This window comes from Saccharothrix sp. ALI-22-I (assembly GCF_001984175.1).
Lineage (GTDB): Bacteria > Actinomycetota > Actinomycetes > Mycobacteriales > Pseudonocardiaceae > Actinosynnema.
In genome coordinates, this window is the sequence record NZ_MTQP01000062.1 from 132,531 (window position 1) to 147,378 (window position 14,848).

Consider the following 14,848-nt stretch of genomic DNA (forward strand, 5'->3'; position numbering starts at 1 on the left):
GTCCTGGTAGGGGTGCCGTGGGACGATGAAGGGCAAATGACGGAAAACACGCACAACAGCAACGACTGGCTCGACCACGAGGACGAGCTGTCCACCGGCGACCTGGCGCTCGAAGAGCGCGCCGCACTGCGTCGCGTAGCGGGGTTGTCCACCGAGCTCGAGGACGTCACCGAGGTCGAGTACCGGCAGCTCCGCTTGGAGCGCGTCGTGCTGGTCGGCGTGTGGACCGAGGGCACGACGGCCGATTCGGATGCCTCCATGGCGGAACTGGCCCTGCTCGCCGAAACGGCGGGCTCGGAGGTGCTGGAAGGCCTCGTGCAGCGGCGCGACCGGCCCGACCCAGCCACCTACATCGGCTCCGGCAAGGTCCACGAACTGCGCGACGTCGTGATCGCGACCGGCGCGGACACGGTGATCTGCGACGGCGAGCTCTCCCCCGGCCAGCTGCGGCAGCTGGAGGAGAAGCTGAAGGTCAAGGTCGTCGACCGCACCGCGCTGATCCTCGACATCTTCGCCCAGCACGCGTCCACCCGTGAGGGCAAGGCGCAGGTCGAGATGGCCCAGCTGCAGTACCTCCTGCCGCGTCTGCGCGGTTGGGGTGAGTCGCTGTCCCGGCAGGCCGGTGGTCGTGCGGGCGGCGGCAACGGCGGCGTGGGTCTGCGCGGTCCCGGTGAGACGAAGCTGGAGACCGACCGCAGGCGCATCCGCGCGCGCATCTCCAAGCTGCGCCGCGAGATCTCCGCGATGGGCGTCATCCGGGAGACCAAGCGGCACCGCAGGGTGTCCAACGCGGTGCCGAACGTGGCCATCGCGGGTTACACGAACGCGGGCAAGTCCAGCCTGCTCAACGCGCTGACCGGCGCGGGGGTGCTGGTGCAGGACGCCCTGTTCGCGACCCTCGACCCGACCACCCGGCGCACCGAGACGCCCGACGGCCTGCCCTACACGCTGACCGACACGGTCGGCTTCGTGCGGCACCTGCCGCACCAGCTGGTCGAGGCGTTCCGGTCGACGCTGGAGGAGGTCGCCGACGCGGACCTGCTGGTCCACGTGGTCGACGGTTCCGACGCGATGCCGGAGAAGCAGGTCGTGGCGGTGCGCGAGGTGATCACCGAGATCTCCTCCCGGCGCGACGACCCGATGCCGACCGAGCTGCTCGTGGTGAACAAGATCGACGCGGTGGGCGAGCTGGGCATCGCACGGCTGCGGCACCTGTTCCCCACGGCGGTGTTCGTGTCCGCGCACACCGGTGAGGGCATCTCCGACCTGCGTGACCGCATCGCGTCCATGACGCCGCGGCCGGAGGTCGTGGTCGACGCGCTGGTGCCGTACGCGCGGGGCGAGCTGGTCGCGCGCGTGCACCGCGAGGGCGAAGTGCTCAAGGAACGGCACACCGAGGAGGGCACCGAGCTGTCCGCCCGGGTCCGGCCCGACCTGGCCGGCGTGCTGGAGAAGTTCGCCGTGAACGGAAGCCGCGCCTGAGCCGTTGCGCGCCTTCCTGGTAGCAGTCGCACTGTTGTCGACGGCCGGTTCCGCTTCGGCGGAGCCGGCCGTCGCCGACGTGTGCGCGGTGACCGACGAGCGGCTGGCGGAGCTGTCCGGCCTCGCGTCGGACGGCGGCCAGTGGTTCGCGGTGAACGACAGCGACGACGGCCGGCTCTTGATCCAGGTGATGGACCGCAATTGCGCGATCACCCGGACGATCACCGTGCCGACCAACCCGCTCGACGTCGAAGATCTCGCATTGGCCCCTGACGGAACCCTGTGGGCGGCGGACACCGGGGACAACGGCAAGTCGCGGGAAACCGTGGCATTGCACGCGGTTTCCCCGGACGGCTCGGCCCGTTTGTACCGACTTACGTATCCTGACGGAAAGCACGACGCCGAAGCATTGTTGGTGGACCGCGACGGCATTGCGCACATCGTGACGAAGGAAACGATCGGGTCGCCTTTGGTGTACCGGCCGGTTTCCGGGTTGACCGAGGGCGTGCCGACGCCGATGGAGCAGGTGGCGAGGGTGCCGATCAGCGGCACCGACACCCCCGGCGGGCCGTTGCAGAATTCCGTGGTGACGCGCCTGGTGACGGGCGGTGCGATGTCGCGGGACGGCCAGGTGGCGGCGTTGCGGACCTACACCGACGTCTACCTGTTCCCGGTGCCGGACGGTGACCTGGCGCGGGCGTTGGAGTCCGACCCGGTGCGGGTGCCGTTGGCCGGTGAGCCGCAGGGTGAGGCCATCGCGTTCGACCCGGACGGCACGCTGCTGTCGGCGTCCGAGTTCGGCAACGGCGGCGGTACTTCGTCCGCCGTGCGGGCGGTACAGGGTGCGGCGGCGTTGGCCGTGCCGCCCTCGCCGACCACGACTACGGACGCTCCGGCAGCCGGGAACGACGTGTCGGCCGCTCCCCCGGCCTCCTCCGACTCGCGGTCGGCGTGGCCGGTGGTGGGTGGCGGCGTGGTGGCGTTGGTGCTGATCGGAGCCCTGGTCCGGCGTTCACGCCGACGCAAGCCTTAACCGGGCTGAGCGGCCCGTGCCTCGCGACCCGGACCGCTACCCCGCTGTCCTCCGACTGTCCTCCGACGTGCTCAGAGCCTGCGCAGGACCGCCACGACCTTGCCCAGGATCGACGCGTCGTCGCCCGGGATCGGTTGGTAGGCGGCGTTGTGCGGCATCAGCCACACGTGCCCGTCCTCCTTGCGCTTGAACGTCTTGACGGTGGCCTCGCCGTCGATCATCGCGGCCACCACCTCGCCGTTGTCCGCGGTGGGCTGCTGGCGCACGACGACCCAGTCACCATCGGTGATGGCGGCGTCCACCATCGAGTCACCCACGACCTTCAGCAGGAAGACATCGCCCTCGCCGACGATCTCGCGCGGTAGCGGGAACACGTCCTCGATGGCCTCCTCGGCCAGGATCGGCCCGCCGGCCGCGATGCGGCCCAGCATGGGCACGTACGCGGGCGTCGGCTTGGACGCCGGGTCCAGGCCGGTCACGATCTCGGCCGGCAGCACTCCCACCGCGCGCGGTCGGTTCGGATCGCGACGCAGGTACCCCTTCCGCTCCAGCGCTCGCAGCTGGTGGGCGACCGAGGAGGTGGAGGTCAGGCCGACCGCCTCCCCGATCTCACGCACGCTGGGCGGGTAGCCGAACCGGTCGAGCCAGTCGCGGATCACATCGAGCACCTTGCGCTGGCGCAGGGTGAGCCCGGCATTGCCCGCGATGTCCGCCGGTTCGGGCGCGGAGGGCACATCGGCGGTGCGCAGGTCTTCGTTGGTCTTGCGTGCCACGGTGCTTCCTCCTCACCGGTCCCGATTGCCCAGGCCGGCTTCTCCGACGATCTTCACTTGTGGACGGTAGTCGCGTTCCCTGTCCAGATCAAACACCTGTTCGAAGTAAAACGCGGCGTGTCCTAGCGATTTCGCCCGGTGAAGTGGTAGACATTCGCACGGACGTTCGATCGAACACAGGTTCGATCATGATCGGATGACCTGCGTTGGAGGACATCATGGCGGTGGTCATTGGCACCCGGAACAGCTTCGAACTCGTGGACGGCGCCGGTGTCGAGGATGTCGCCCTCGGTGTCGGATTGCGACCCGGACCACGGGTACTGCGCCGGTTCGAGGTGGCGGACAAGGACAACCGCCGCCCATCGACCCGCCCCCGCCCCATCGCCGTCCAACAGACCCCACCCGAGCCGGCCGCCTGCGAGGTGCGCCCACAGCGCCACCCGGCCGTCCAGTTCCTCGCCTACGCCGCAGCGGCAGCCGTGTTCGCCGCCCTCCTGAGCCTGCTCTACCTGTACACCTCCGGCGCCACCACCGTCCCCGAACGGACCAGCGTCCTACACGTCCAGGTGGGCGAGACCCTGTGGGACGTAGCGGAGCGCAGCGCCCCCAACAGCAACCCCGACGCCGTGGTCGCCCGCATCCGCGAACTCAACAACCTCCCCAACTTCGACGTACTCCCCGGCCAACCCCTCATCGCCCCCCACGGCACCCCCTGACCCCTCACCAGCTCCCGCGAGAGTCGAACCCTCAGCCCCCGAGAGTCGAACCCTCAAGTCGCGCGTGTCCAACGTCCAGAACGCGCGTGTCCAACGTCCAGGACCCCCGAGTTCAACGTTCGGAACGTTGAACTCGGGGGTCCTGGACGTTGGACTCTCGGGACCTGAGCGTTCGACTCTCGCGTTTGCGTTCGCAACTCGAGGGTGACCTGCGGTGTCACCGGAGGCGGTGAGTGATCACGGTGTCGCGCAGCGCAGACCGTCCCAGCGGGTGGGCCGGGAGGGGTGTGTCGGAGTTGCAGAGCAGTAGGGTCCAGGCATAGGTTGACCCCTACATCTAGTGGTTACACCGTTGTAGTTAGTCCACAGGTTGGGGTATTCCCCGCCATGGGGGCTGACGCGATGGATGCTGCGCGGAGGAGGGGGAGACCAGCCGTGCGATGCCCGTTCTGCCGGAACGCGGACTCTCGTGTGGTCGACTCGCGCGAGGTGGACGAAGGCCAGGTGATCCGTCGCCGGCGGTCCTGTTCGAGCTGCGGACGCCGGTTCACCACCGTGGAGGAAGCCGTGCTCGCGGTGGTCAAGCGCTCCGGCGTCACCGAGCCGTTCAGCCGGGACAAGGTCGTCAACGGCGTCCGCCGCGCCTGCCAGGGCCGCCCGGTCGACGAGGACGCCTTGCAGCAGCTGGCCCACCGCGTCGAGGAGTCCATCCGCTCGGGCGGCAACGCCGAGATCCCGAGCCACGAGGTGGGCCTGGCCATCCTCGGCCCGCTGCGCGACCTGGACGAGGTGGCTTACCTCCGGTTCGCCAGCGTTTATCGATCCTTCTCGTCCGTAGAGGACTTCGAGAAGGAGATCGCCGATCTTCGCGACGCCCAGCGCACTGACGACTGAGCACCGCGACGCAGGACCTGCGACCGCATCGAACGGGGAGCCGGACGTGGGTCGCGCAAGAGAACTTCGAGAACATGTGAATACGGGAAGAGGACACGGGGAATGACGGAGACCGTCAGTGGCTCCAGCAAGAAGACGGCCACCCGCAACGGCGCGGGGGACAGGAACGCCAAGCTGAAGGTGGAGCGCGTCTACACCACGGCGGGCAAGCACCCCTATGACGAGGTCACCTGGGAGCACCGCGACGTCGTCATGACGAACTGGCGCGACGGCTCGGTGAACTTCGAGCAGCGGGGTGTCGAGTTCCCCGACTTCTGGTCGGTCAACGCCACCAACATCGTCACCAGCAAGTACTTCCGCGGCGCGGTGGGCACGCCGCAGCGCGAGCACAGCCTGCGCCAGCTCATCGACCGCGTGGTGAAGACCTACGTCGAGGCGGGCGTCAAGCACGGCTACTTCACCACCGACGCGGACGCCGAGATCTACGAGCACGAGCTGACCTGGATGCTGCTGCACCAGGTGTTCAGCTTCAACTCGCCGGTGTGGTTCAACGTGGGCACCAGCTCGCCGCAGCAGGTCAGCGCCTGCTTCATCCTGTCGGTCGACGACACGATGGAGTCGATCCTGAACTGGTACCGCGAGGAGGGCCTGATCTTCAAGGGCGGCTCCGGCGCGGGCCTGAACCTCTCGCGCATCCGGTCGTCCAAGGAGCTGCTGTCCTCCGGCGGCACGGCGTCCGGCCCGGTGTCGTTCATGCGCGGCGCGGACGCGTCCGCGGGCACCATCAAGTCCGGTGGCGCGACCCGCCGTGCGGCGAAGATGGTCGTGCTGGACGTCGACCACCCCGACGTCGAGGAGTTCATCCAGACCAAGGCGCGTGAAGAGGACAAGGTCCGCGCCCTGCGCGACGCAGGGTTCGACATGGACCTGGGCGGCAAGGACATCGTGTCCGTGCAGTACCAGAACGCGAACAACTCGATCCGCGTGTCGGACGAGTTCATGCACGCCTACGAGAACGGCGGCCAGTTCGGCCTGCGCGCGCGCCAGACCGGCGAGGTCATCTCGACCGTCGACGCGAAGGACCTGTTCCGCAAGCTGGCGCAGGCCGCGTGGGAGTGCGCCGACCCGGGCATCCAGTACGACGGCACGATCAACGACTGGCACACCACGCCGGAGTCGGGCCGGATCACCGCCTCGAACCCGTGCTCGGAGTACATGCACCTGGACAACTCCAGCTGCAACCTGGCGTCGTTGAACCTGATGAAGTTCCTCAAGGACGACGGCACGTTCAACGCGGAGCTGTTCGCCAAGTCGGTCGAGCTGATCATCACCGCGATGGACATCTCGATCTGCTTCGCGGACTTCCCGACCCCCGCGATCGGCGAGACGACCCGCGCGTTCCGCCAGCTCGGCATCGGCTACGCGAACCTGGGCGCGCTGCTCATGGCGACCGGTCACGCGTACGACTCCGAGGGTGGCCGCGCACTGGCCGCCGCGATCACGTCCCTGATGCAGGCCGTGGCGTACAAGCGGTCGGCGGAGCTGGCGGGCGTCGTCGGCCCGTACGAGGGCTACGCCCGCAACGCCGAGGCGCACCAGCGGGTCATCCGCAAGCACTCGGCGGCGAACGACATGCTGCGCACGTACTACGCGAACGACGGCGCGGTGCAGAAGGTCGCGACCAAGGCGTGGCAGGAGTGCCAGAAGATCGGCGCCCGCAACGGCTGGCGCAACGCGCAGGCCAGCGTGCTCGCGCCCACCGGCACCATCGGCCTGATGATGGACTGCGACACCACCGGCATCGAGCCGGACCTGGCGCTGGTGAAGTTCAAGAAGCTGGTCGGCGGCGGCTCGATGCAGATCGTCAACCAGACGGTGCCGCGCGCGCTGCGCGTCCTGGGTTACCAGGAGGAGCAGATCGAGGCGATCGTCGAGTACATCGGCGAGCACGGCCACGTGGTGGACGCCCCGGGTCTGAAGACCGAGCACTACGAGGTGTTCGACTGCGCGATGGGTGACCGCTCGATCGCGCCGATCGGTCACGTGCGGATGATGGCGGCGGTGCAGCCGTTCATCTCGGGCGCGATCTCCAAGACGGTGAACATGCCGGAGACGGCGACCGTCGAAGAGGTCGAGGACATCTACTACCAGGGGTGGAAGCTGGGCCTGAAGGCGCTGGCGATCTACCGCGACAACTGCAAGGTCGGCCAGCCGCTGTCGGCGGGCAAGACGGCCAAGGCAGTCGGTTCCGGCTCGCCTTCGGAGGCCAAGACCGAAACGGTCGTGGAGTACCGCCCGGTGCGCAAGCGGCTGCCGAAGAAGCGCCCGTCGCAGACGGTGTCGTTCACGGTCGGCGGCGCGGAGGGTTACCTGCACGCCGGGTCGTACCCGGACGACGGCCTGGGCGAGATCTTCGTCAAGCTGGGCAAGCAGGGTTCGACGCTGGCCGGCGTGATGGACGCGTTCTCCATGTCCATCTCGGTGGGTCTGCAGTACGGCATCCCGCTGGAGTTCTACGTCTCGAAGTTCCAGAACCTGCGCTTCGAGCCGGCGGGCATGACCGACGACCCGGACGTCCGGATCGCGACCAGCGTGCTGGACTACCTGTTCCGCCGCCTGGCACTGGACTACCTGCCGGTCGAGAAGCGCGCGCAACTCGGCATCTTCACCGCCGACGAGCGCACCGCGCAGGTGTCGGCCGACTACGGCAACGGCGACGTGGACCTGGAAGGCCTGCGCACGTCGGTCGACTCCGCCCCTGCCGCTCCCGCCGCGTCCACCCCGGCACCGGCGGAGAAGAAGTCCAAGCCGCAGGACGTCAGGGTGGGCAGCTCCACCGAACTGCTCGAACTGCACCTGGGCAAGGCCGCCGACGCGCCGCTGTGCATGACCTGCGGCACGAAGATGCGCCCCGCCGGCTCCTGCTACCTCTGCGAAGGCTGCGGCTCCACCTCCGGCTGCAGCTGATCACGAGCGCTTTAGCAGGTGAAGTACCTGATCGGGCCGGGGGTCGACGGAAGTCGGCCCCCGGCCCTCTTTCATCTAGTCTGTCTAGATAGATGGTGAGGAGCATGCGCAATGAACGGACACTGGCAGTTGCAAGAGGCCAAGCAGCGTTTCAGCGAGCTGATCAGGTCTGTCGAGACGGACGGCCCGCAGTTCGTCACCAGGCATGGGGAAGAGGTCGCGGTGGTCATCGACATCGCCGAGTACCGACGTCTCCGAGGTGGCGGGGAGGACTTCAAGGCGTTTTTGCGGGCTGCCCCGGACCTTGACCTTGAGGTTGACCGGTCGTCGATGCCCGCGCGAGTTGTCGACCTGGGTGAGGGTGAGTGAGCTTCCTCCTCGACACCAACATCGTGTCGGAGATCCGCAAGAAGGTGCCGAACCCCGGTGTTTCCGCCTGGTTTACGTCGGTTCCCGCGAGCGAGTTGTTCCTCAGCGTGATGGTTGTCGGCGAGATCAGGCAGGGCATCGAGCGGCTCGCCCGGCGAGACTCGACCCAGGCCGAGGTCGTCGAGCGGTGGCTCGGACAGTTGATCGACGTTTACGGCGACAGGGTCGCGCCCGTCACCGCGGAGGTGGCTGAGACATGGGGGCGTCTCAACGTCCCCGACCCCCTGCCGGTCGTTGACGGCCTACTGGCGGCAACCGCCCTGGCACACGGGTGGACCCTGGTCACGCGGAACGTCAGCGGTGTCGCCTCGACTGGTGCACGGCTCCTGAACCCCTTCACCACGGACGCACGCTAAGAGCAACACCGCCGGTGTCGAGCCGGACCTGGCGCTGGTGAAGTTCAAGAAAGGCTCGCCGCCGGGCTGCCGTGGCGGGAGGCCACCGGGGCCTCGTCCAAAGGGTGTGGCGCGAACATGCGTGTAGCGCCGGTGGGACTCGTGCCGGACCTGTCCGACGACGACCGCACCGGGATCGCCCAGCTCCAGTCCGCTCTCACGCACGGCCACCCGACGGCGCTGGCGGCCAGTGAGCTGACGGCGTTCGCGGTGCACTGGTTGCGCGGTGGCATGGATCCCGGCGACCTGACGACTGCGTTGCGGCAGCGGTGCGCCGAGCAGCGGTCCGACTACCGCGAGGACTGGTTGGGCGATCTGCGGGTTGGCGAGAGTTTTAGACAGATCGTTACAGAACCTGCTACCGTCACCGGCATGCCCCGACCCAAGGCATTCGACGAGGAGCAGGCGGTCGACGCGGCCATGCGCGCGTTCTGGGCGAACGGCTACGAGGCCACGTCCACCGAGGACCTGTGCCGGGCCACCGGGTTGGGGCGGAGCAGTATCTACAACACGTTCACCAGTAAGCACGAGCTCTTCAAGCGCGCGCTCGTCCGCTACACCGAGCTCATGACCACCAGCCAGGTCGCGCTCCTCGAAGACGAGACCCGTTCGGCGAAGGACCGGCTGCGTGATGTGCTCGACGCGATCATCGCGGGCGAGATCGAGAACCGACGTGACGACCGGGGGCTGGGCTGCCTCACGGTCAACACCACCGTCGAACTCGCCGCACGGGACAGGGAAGCCGCCGAGTTGGTGGCACGAGATCAGCAGCTCAGGCTGGACGCGCTGGCGACGGTCATCCGGATCGGCCAACGCGACGGCGAGTTCACGTCCACCAGAGACCCGGCGGAGCTGGCGCGTTTCCTGAACGCCGTCATCGCGGGCATACGGGTCACAGGTCAAGGCGGCGCGGACATCCCGACGCTGCGCGCCATCGCGACCACCGCCTTGGACGCCCTCTAGAACGACACAGCGGGCCCGAGGAAGTCACCCATGCCCGCATTTTGGACAGATCAATACAAAATAGGAGCACCCAGAATGCCCCGTGTCGTCCACCTGCTGGCCCTCGGCATCTTCGCCATGGTCACCAGCGAGTTCGTCGTCGCCGGCCTCATGCCGCAGATGGCCGCCGGCCTGCACGTCACCATCCCCGAGATCGGCTACCTGATCACCGCGTTCGCCGCCGCGATGGCCGTCGGCGGACCGCTGCTCACCGTGCTGATGCTCCGGCTCCGCCCCAAACCGGCGCTCATGACGCTGTTCGCCGTCTTCCTCGCCGGCAACGCCCTCGCCGCCACCGCCGCCGACTACGGCGTGATGCTCACCGCCCGCGTCATCACCGGTGCCGCGTCACAGGCGTTCTTCGGCGTCGCGATCTCGGTGACCTCTGCCCTGGTCAAGGAGAACCTGCGCGGCCGGGCCACCGCGACCGTCCTCAACGGACTGATGCTGGGCACGCTCCTCGGCCTGCCGCTGGCCACGTTCATCGGCGAACACCTCGGCTGGCGCGCGGCGTTCTGGGGCATCGCCGTGCTCACCGTCGCGGCGGCCGCGAGCACGTTCGCGGGCGTGCCGACCTTGGACCGCGTCAACGGCGACACGACCGTTCGGGCCGAACTGAGGGCCTTCGCCCGGCCCAGGCTGTGGCTGGTGCTGTCCACCAGCACGTTCGTCATCGGCGCGACGTTCGCCGCGTTCAGCTACGTCAACCCGATCCTGACCGAGGTCACCGGCTTCACCCCGAGCACGGTCCCGTTGCTGCTCATCGCCTACGGCGCCGCCACACTCGTCGGCAACCACGTGGTCGGCCGGTTCGCCGACCGGCACGCGCTGCCGACGTTGTTCACCGGCCTGGCCCTGAACGCCGTCTTCCTCACCGGTTTCGCCCTGCTCGCCGACGCGAAACTGCCGGCAGTCGTGAGCCTGCTCGGCATCGGCCTGGTCGGCGTCACGATGAACCCCGCGCTGGTGACCCGCGTCCAGCGCACGGGCAACGCCGGACCGCTGGTCAACACCGTGCACGGGTCGTTCATCACGCTCGGCATCATCATCGGCTCGTGGCTGGGCGGCCTCCTCATCACCGATCACGGCCTGCGCGCGCCACTGTGGCTGGGCGCGGCACTCGCGGTGACCGGCCTCGCCACCCTGATCCCCGACCTGCGCCGCCGTGAAGTGCGCGAACCGGCGGACGGCCGGTCCGAGGCCGCCGGCTACCGGAAGTAGTCCGCCGCACCCGGCGCCGTGCCGTTGTCGAAGGTCACGGCGCCGGGGTGGACGGGTCTTCCCGCAGCGGCAGCCGGGTTACGACCGGCGGAACAGTTTGTTGCCCAGCCACACGATCGGGTCGTAGCGCTGGTCGGCCACGCGTTCCTTCATCGGGATCAACGCGTTGTCGGTGATCTTGATGTGCTCCGGGCACACGTCCGAGCAGCACTTGGTGATGTTGCACAGCCCCAGGCCGTGCGAAGACTGCGCCTGCGCCACCCGGTCCGCCTCGTCCAGCGGGTGCATCTCCAACTCCGCCACCCGCATCAGGAACCGCGGCCCGGCGAACGACTCCTTGTTCTCCTCGTGGTCACGGATGACGTGGCAGGTGTTGTTGCACAGGAAGCACTCGATGCACTTGCGGAACTCCTGCGAGCGCTCCACGTCGACCTGCTGCATCCGGTACTCCCCCGGCGCCACGCCGGCCGGCGGCTTGAACGACGGGATCTCGCGCGCCTTGCGGTAGTTGTACGACACGTCCGTCACCAGGTCGCGGATCACCGGGAACGTGCGCATCGGCGTCACGGTCACCGTCTCGTCCTCCGCGAACACCGACATCCGCGTCATGCACAGCAGTCGAGGCTTGCCGTTGATCTCCGCCGAGCACGACCCGCACTTGCCCGCCTTGCAGTTCCACCGCACGGCCAGGTCCGGCGTCTGGGTCGCCTGCAACCGGTGGATCACGTCGAGCACCACTTCACCCTCGTTGACCTCGACGGTGAAGTCCTCCAGCCCTCCCCCCTGGTCCGAACCGCGCCACACCCGGAAGTGCCCCTGGTACCCCATGTCACCCCTCCAGCTCGTCCGCGGTCAGGTACTTCTGCAACTCGGCGTGCTCGAACAGCTCCAACAGGTCCGACCGGATCGGGATCTGCGGCTCCTCCACCACCTCGACCGAAGCACCCGGACCATCGGCACCGGGCAGCCGGCACACCAGCAACTTCCGCCGCCAGTCCGCTTCCATCTGCGGGTAGTCGTCCCGCGTGTGACCGCCGCGGCTCTCCGTGCGCATCAACGCGGCCTTCGCCACGCACTCGCTGACCACGAGCATGTTCCGCAGGTCGAGCGCCAGGTGCCAGCCGGGGTTGAACTGCCGGTGCCCCTCGACGACCAGGGTCGCGGCCCGCCGCTTCAGCTCGTCCAGCCGCTTGATCGCCTGGTCCATCTCCTCGGCCTTCCGGATGATGCCGACCAGGTCGTTCATCGCCTGCTGCAACTCCATGTGCAGCGTGTACGGGTTCTCACCGCCCTCGTCGGAACCGGAGAACGGCGCCACGGCCACCCGTTCCGCCTCGGCCACGGCCTCGGAAGAGCACACCGGCCGAGCCGAAAGCTCCGACACGTACCCGGAGGCGCCCGCGCCCGCCCGTCGCCCGAACACCAGCAGGTCGGACAGCGAGTTGCCGCCCAACCGGTTAGAGCCGTGCATCCCGCCGGACACCTCGCCCGCCGCGAACAGCCCCGGCACCGACGACGCGCCGGTGTCCGGATCGACCTGCACGCCGCCCATCACGTAGTGGCAGGTCGGCCCGACTTCCATCGGCTGCGCGGTGATGTCGACGTCCGCCAGCTCCTTGAACTGGTGGTGCATCGACGGCAGTCGCCGGGTGATCTCCTCGGCGGGCAGCCGGGTCGAGACGTCCAGGAACACGCCGCCGTGTTCGGACCCGCGTCCGGCCTTCACCTCGGAGTTGATCGCGCGGGCGACCTCGTCGCGCGGCAGCAGCTCGGGTGGCCGACGGTTGTGCTCGGGGTCGGCGTACCAGCGGTCGGCCTCGGCCTCGTTGTCGGCGTACTTGTCCTTGAACACCTCGGGGATGTAGTCGAACATGAACCGCTTGCCGTCGGAGTTGCGCAGCACGCCGCCGTCACCGCGGACCGATTCGGTGACCAGGATGCCCTTCACCGACGGCGGCCAGACCATGCCGGTCGGGTGGAACTGGACGAACTCCATGTTGATCAACGACGCGCCGGCGCGCAGGGCCAGGGCGTGACCGTCGCCGGTGTACTCCCACGAGTTCGACGTCACCTTGAACGACTTGCCGATGCCACCGGTCGCCAGCACCACGGCGGGCGCCTCGAACAGCACGAACCGGCCGGACTCGCGCCAGTACCCGAACGCGCCGGCCACGCGGCCGTCGTCGAGCACCAGGTCGGTGACGGTGAACTCCTGGAACACCTTCAGCCGCGACTCGTAGTCGCCGGTCTCGGCGAAATCGTCCTGCTGGAGGGACACCACCTTCTGCTGGAGGCTGCGGATCAGCTCCAACCCGGTGCGGTCGCCCACGTGCGCCAGGCGCGGGTACTCGTGGCCGCCGAAGTTGCGCTGGCTGATCCGGCCGTCCTTGGTGCGGTCGAACAACGCGCCGTAGGTCTCCAGCTCCCACACCCGGTCCGGGGCCTCGCGCGCGTGCAGCTCGGCCATCCGCCAGTTGTTGAGGAACTTCCCGCCGCGCATGGTGTCCCGGAAGTGCACCTGCCAGCTGTCGTTGGAGTTCACGTTGCCCATGGCCGCGGCGATGCCGCCCTCGGCCATCACCGTGTGCGCCTTGCCGAACAACGACTTGCACAGCACCGCCGTGCGCATCCCGTGTTCCCTGGCCTCGATCGCGGCGCGCAGCCCCGCACCGCCGGCACCGATCACGAGCACGTCGAACGAATGCCGTTCCAGCTCGGGCAAAACCACTCCTCAGTTGACGAATCGGAGGTCGGAGATCGTCCCGGAGGCGACCAGCGCGACGTAGAGGTCCGTGACGCAGACGAAGATCAGCGAGGCCCACGCCAGCTGCATGTGCTTGGCGTTGAGCTTGGAGATCTGGGTCCACGCCCAGTACCGGACCGGGTGCTTGGAGAAGTGCTTCAGCTGCCCGCCCACGATGTGCCGGCAGGAGTGGCACGACAGCGTGTAGGCGGCGAGCAGGCCCACGTTCGCCAGCAGCACCAGGTTGCCCAGGCCGACGCCGGTGCTGAACGCGTAGCCCGCGTCGTAGATGTTGATCAGCAGCAGGAGCGACGCGGCGTAGAAGAAGTAGCGGTGCAGGTTCTGCGCGATCAGCGGGAAGCGGGTCTCGCCGGTGTACTTGGCGTGCGGCTCGGCCACCGCGCACGCGGGCGGGGACATCCACGCCGCCCGGTAGTACGCCTTGCGGTAGTAGTAGCAGGTCACCCGGAAGCCGAGCAGGAACGGGATGATGACCACCGGCGGGGTGAGGAACCCCGGCAGCTCGGGCAGCGGCCGGCCGAAGTGCGCCGCCGCGGGCAGGCACTCCTCACTCAGGCACGGCGAGTACATGGGCGTCAGGTAGCGGTACTCGTCCACCCAGTAGTAGTCGCCCATGAAGGTCCTCACGGCCGCATAGATCGAGATCAGCAACAAGCCGACGAACGTCGCCAGCGGCGGTAGCCACCACCGGTCCGTCCGCAACGTGCGCTGGGCGATCTGCGCCCTCATACCTCACCTCGTTCCACGTCGTTGTGGTGCGGGACACATTGTGGTGCGGGACACACTTCGGGGCCGAAAACGGGAGCGGCCCCCGCGTTCTCACGCGGGGGCCGGCCTTCGGTCTGGTCAGGTGCGTTGACTGCGGTAGCCGCCGAGACCCTCGTCGTCGGCGTCGGTCCACAGTTTCGGGTCGTACGGCGTGTCCGGCACGACGACGACCTCCCGTTCGACTCTCGGGGCCTCACGCTGTCGGGGCGTGCTGTCCATGTCCAGCAACTCGGTCGCGTCGATGTCCAGTCGCTCTACGTCGTTGGCCAGCCTCTGCACCGCGGCCACGTCGCCATACCTGGCGCGCAAGCCGCCGACGCAGTGGCGCAGTTGGCCAAGCGTCCGGCGCAGCTCGACGATCTCGGAGGACGTCATGGTCAGCACCTCCCTCGGTGGGTCCGTGT

The 14,848-nt window shown here is 68.4% G+C and carries 14 protein-coding genes and 1 pseudogene; 10 read left to right on the plus strand and 5 right to left on the minus strand.

Features of this window, described 5'->3' with window-relative positions; all coding sequences use genetic code 11:
- Positions 1–36: 36 nt before the first annotated feature.
- Both hflX and ALI22I_RS22370 read left to right on the plus strand, forming a co-directional pair.
- Positions 37–1,482, plus strand: coding sequence for a GTPase HflX (gene hflX / locus ALI22I_RS22365; RefSeq protein WP_077007487.1), 1,446 nt, complete (start codon positions 37–39; stop codon positions 1,480–1,482).
- Positions 1,483–1,516: 34 nt separating this feature from the next.
- Positions 1,517–2,515: an esterase-like activity of phytase family protein gene (locus ALI22I_RS22370; RefSeq protein WP_238598507.1), complete on the plus strand. Its 999-nt coding sequence runs from the start codon at positions 1,517–1,519 to the stop codon at positions 2,513–2,515.
- 71 nt (positions 2,516–2,586) lie between these two features.
- Here the strand turns inward: ALI22I_RS22370 and lexA are convergent, their stop codons facing one another.
- Entirely contained in the window at positions 2,587–3,264 is a 678-nt protein-coding gene (lexA, locus tag ALI22I_RS22375; protein ID WP_238598522.1) for a transcriptional repressor LexA, read from the minus strand.
- Between the two features lie 242 nt (positions 3,265–3,506).
- Here lexA and ALI22I_RS22380 point away from each other — a divergent pair, with 242 nt between their 5' ends.
- The 8 genes and pseudogenes from ALI22I_RS22380 to ALI22I_RS22415 all read left to right on the plus strand — a co-directional run bounded on the left by ALI22I_RS22380 (position 3,507) and on the right by ALI22I_RS22415 (position 10,912).
- The gene (locus ALI22I_RS22380) at positions 3,507–4,004 is read left to right on the plus strand and encodes a LysM peptidoglycan-binding domain-containing protein (RefSeq protein ID WP_143532362.1); all 498 of its coding nucleotides are present in this window, start codon (positions 3,507–3,509) and stop codon (positions 4,002–4,004) included.
- Between the two features lie 435 nt (positions 4,005–4,439).
- The gene (gene nrdR / locus ALI22I_RS22385) at positions 4,440–4,898 is read left to right on the plus strand and encodes a transcriptional regulator NrdR (protein ID WP_077007489.1); all 459 of its coding nucleotides are present in this window, start codon (positions 4,440–4,442) and stop codon (positions 4,896–4,898) included.
- 102 nt (positions 4,899–5,000) lie between these two features.
- Positions 5,001–7,865 (plus strand): vitamin B12-dependent ribonucleotide reductase, encoded by a 2,865-nt coding sequence (locus tag ALI22I_RS22390; protein ID WP_077007490.1) that lies wholly within the window; start codon positions 5,001–5,003, stop codon positions 7,863–7,865.
- A 111-nt stretch (positions 7,866–7,976) separates the two neighbouring features.
- Positions 7,977–8,234, plus strand: coding sequence for a type II toxin-antitoxin system Phd/YefM family antitoxin (locus ALI22I_RS22395; protein WP_077007491.1), 258 nt, complete (start codon positions 7,977–7,979; stop codon positions 8,232–8,234).
- A complete protein-coding gene (locus ALI22I_RS22400) occupies positions 8,231–8,650 on the plus strand; it encodes a type II toxin-antitoxin system VapC family toxin (protein WP_077007492.1) in 420 nt (139 codons plus the stop codon). Before ALI22I_RS22395 ends, ALI22I_RS22400 begins: the two co-directional genes overlap by 4 nt.
- A 21-nt stretch (positions 8,651–8,671) precedes the next feature.
- Positions 8,672–9,172, plus strand: a pseudogene (locus ALI22I_RS55635) (ADP-ribosylglycohydrolase family protein); the annotation flags it as partial.
- Between the two features lie 84 nt (positions 9,173–9,256).
- Entirely contained in the window at positions 9,257–9,652 is a 396-nt protein-coding gene (locus ALI22I_RS54745; protein WP_443216957.1) for a TetR family transcriptional regulator C-terminal domain-containing protein, read from the plus strand.
- A 75-nt stretch (positions 9,653–9,727) separates the two neighbouring features.
- Positions 9,728–10,912 carry an MFS transporter gene (locus ALI22I_RS22415; RefSeq protein WP_077007493.1) on the plus strand — a complete coding sequence of 395 codons (1,185 nt, stop codon included), beginning with the start codon at positions 9,728–9,730 and terminating at the stop codon, positions 10,910–10,912.
- Positions 10,913–10,990: 78 nt separating this feature from the next.
- Here the strand turns inward: ALI22I_RS22415 and ALI22I_RS22420 are convergent, their stop codons facing one another.
- The 4 genes from ALI22I_RS22420 to ALI22I_RS22435 form a co-directional block, all read right to left on the minus strand.
- A complete protein-coding gene (locus tag ALI22I_RS22420) occupies positions 10,991–11,740 on the minus strand; it encodes a succinate dehydrogenase/fumarate reductase iron-sulfur subunit (protein WP_077007494.1) in 750 nt (249 codons plus the stop codon).
- Position 11,741: 1 nt separating this feature from the next.
- Positions 11,742–13,634 carry a fumarate reductase/succinate dehydrogenase flavoprotein subunit gene (locus tag ALI22I_RS22425; protein WP_077007495.1) on the minus strand — a complete coding sequence of 631 codons (1,893 nt, stop codon included), beginning with the start codon at positions 13,632–13,634 and terminating at the stop codon, positions 11,742–11,744.
- A gap of 9 nt (positions 13,635–13,643) precedes the next feature.
- On the minus strand, positions 13,644–14,405 hold the full coding sequence (locus ALI22I_RS22430) for a hypothetical protein (RefSeq protein WP_077007496.1): 762 nt from the start codon (positions 14,403–14,405) through the stop codon (positions 13,644–13,646).
- A 117-nt stretch (positions 14,406–14,522) separates the two neighbouring features.
- A complete protein-coding gene (locus ALI22I_RS22435) occupies positions 14,523–14,819 on the minus strand; it encodes a hypothetical protein (RefSeq protein WP_077007497.1) in 297 nt (98 codons plus the stop codon).
- Positions 14,820–14,848 lie beyond the last annotated feature (29 nt).

What these genes read in the sequence shown, in the direction of transcription:
- ALI22I_RS22380 (WP_143532362.1), top strand. Translation starts at nt 3,507, where the DNA reads ATGGCGGTGGTCATTGGCACCCGGAACAGCTTCGAACTCGTGGACGGC.
- ALI22I_RS22395 (WP_077007491.1), top strand. Translation starts at nt 7,977, where the DNA reads ATGAACGGACACTGGCAGTTGCAAGAGGCCAAGCAGCGTTTCAGCGAG.
- ALI22I_RS54745 (WP_443216957.1), top strand. Translation starts at nt 9,257, where the DNA reads ATGACCACCAGCCAGGTCGCGCTCCTCGAAGACGAGACCCGTTCGGCG.
- ALI22I_RS22390 (WP_077007490.1), top strand. Translation starts at nt 5,001, where the DNA reads ATGACGGAGACCGTCAGTGGCTCCAGCAAGAAGACGGCCACCCGCAAC.
- ALI22I_RS22420 (WP_077007494.1), bottom strand. Translation starts at nt 11,740, where the DNA reads ATGGGGTACCAGGGGCACTTCCGGGTGTGGCGCGGTTCGGACCAGGGG.
- ALI22I_RS22415 (WP_077007493.1), top strand. Translation starts at nt 9,728, where the DNA reads ATGCCCCGTGTCGTCCACCTGCTGGCCCTCGGCATCTTCGCCATGGTC.
- hflX (WP_077007487.1), top strand. Translation starts at nt 37, where the DNA reads ATGACGGAAAACACGCACAACAGCAACGACTGGCTCGACCACGAGGAC.
- ALI22I_RS22435 (WP_077007497.1), bottom strand. Translation starts at nt 14,819, where the DNA reads ATGACGTCCTCCGAGATCGTCGAGCTGCGCCGGACGCTTGGCCAACTG.
- ALI22I_RS22430 (WP_077007496.1), bottom strand. Translation starts at nt 14,405, where the DNA reads ATGAGGGCGCAGATCGCCCAGCGCACGTTGCGGACGGACCGGTGGTGG.